Annotated in this window: 1 protein-coding gene; it reads left to right on the plus strand. The window is 64.5% G+C overall.

Annotation, left to right across the window (positions count from 1 at the left end; all coding sequences use genetic code 11):
• Positions 1-81 precede the first annotated feature (81 nt).
• Positions 82-1,230 (plus strand): IS30 family transposase, encoded by a 1,149-nt coding sequence (locus ACFXHE_RS44145; protein WP_379391782.1) that lies wholly within the window; start codon positions 82-84, stop codon positions 1,228-1,230.
• Positions 1,231-1,237: the final 7 nt, after the last annotated feature.

A 1,237-nucleotide genomic window follows, 5' to 3' on the forward strand; every position in this document is an offset into this window, starting at 1 on the left:
AACGATGGTGGGTTCAAGGGATCGCTGCATCACCGCGTGGATGATCATGTCTGCGTGGAGGTTTGGGTGCGGGACTACGGAATGTCGGCTGCTCGTCAGGACGAGTTGTGGCGCCGGTGGCGGGCTGGCGAATCGTTCAGTGCGATAGCTCGATCCCTCGAGATGCCACTGCAACACGTCCGGCGGTTCCTCGCGCAGACCGGAGGGATCCGCAGGCCGCCATCACGGCGACGCATTCAATACCTGACGATGGCCGAGCGAGAGGAGATATCTCGCGGCCTGGCACGGGGTCGGTCTGCCCGGGCGATCGCCGCATCTTTGGGCCGTTCGCCGTCGACTATCGCACGAGAAATAGCACGCAACGGCGGACGAACTGCCTATCGCGCGGCCATGGCCGATCATCGGGCCTATCAGCGCGCGCGACGTCCGAAACCTGCCAAGCTGGCCCGGAATCCGCTGCTGAGAGTCCTTGTCGAGGACAAGCTCGCGGTCTGTTGGTCGCCCGAACAGATCGCTGGTTGGCTGCGCCGCCAGTTCCCTGGCGACGAATCGATGCAGGTCTCGCATGAGGCGATCTATCTGACCTTGTTCGATCCTCGGCGAAAGGCGATCGAACGAACCCTGTCACGCAAACTCCGAACTGGCCGGCTGATGAGACATCCGAAACGAGCGCGCCGTCCGGACGGGCGCGGAGTCATCAGCGACCTGGTGCCGATCAGCGAACGGCCGATCGAAGTCGAGGGCAGACAGATCGCCGGTCACTGGGAGGGTGACCTCGTGATGGGCTCCCGACCGTCCGCCATCGCCACCCTGGTGGAACGAACCAGCCGATTCACCGCGCTGGTAGCGCTTCCGGACGGCATCAAAGCCCACCAGGTCACCCCGCACCTGACGAAATATCTGCTCAGCCTGCCCGCGCCGATGCGCCGAACCCTGACCTGGGACCGCGGCCGGGAAATCGCCGGCCACAAGGCCATCACCGCGGCGACAGGCACACCGATCTACCTGTGCAAACCTCGAAGCCCGTGGCAACGCGGCACCAACGAGAACACCAATCGCCTACTGCGCCAATACCTGCCGAAGAATGCCGACCTGCGCCGCTGGAGCCAAAGCGACCTCGACACCATCGCCCACGAACTCAACCACCGCCCCCGCAAGATCCACGGCTACCGCAGTCCCGCCGAGGTCTACGCTGACCACCTGAACAGCGGTGACGCACTGACCGTTTGAGCCCGCC

This window comes from Nocardia sp. NPDC059229, assembly GCF_042754165.1.
Taxonomy (GTDB): domain Bacteria; phylum Actinomycetota; class Actinomycetes; order Mycobacteriales; family Mycobacteriaceae; genus Nocardia.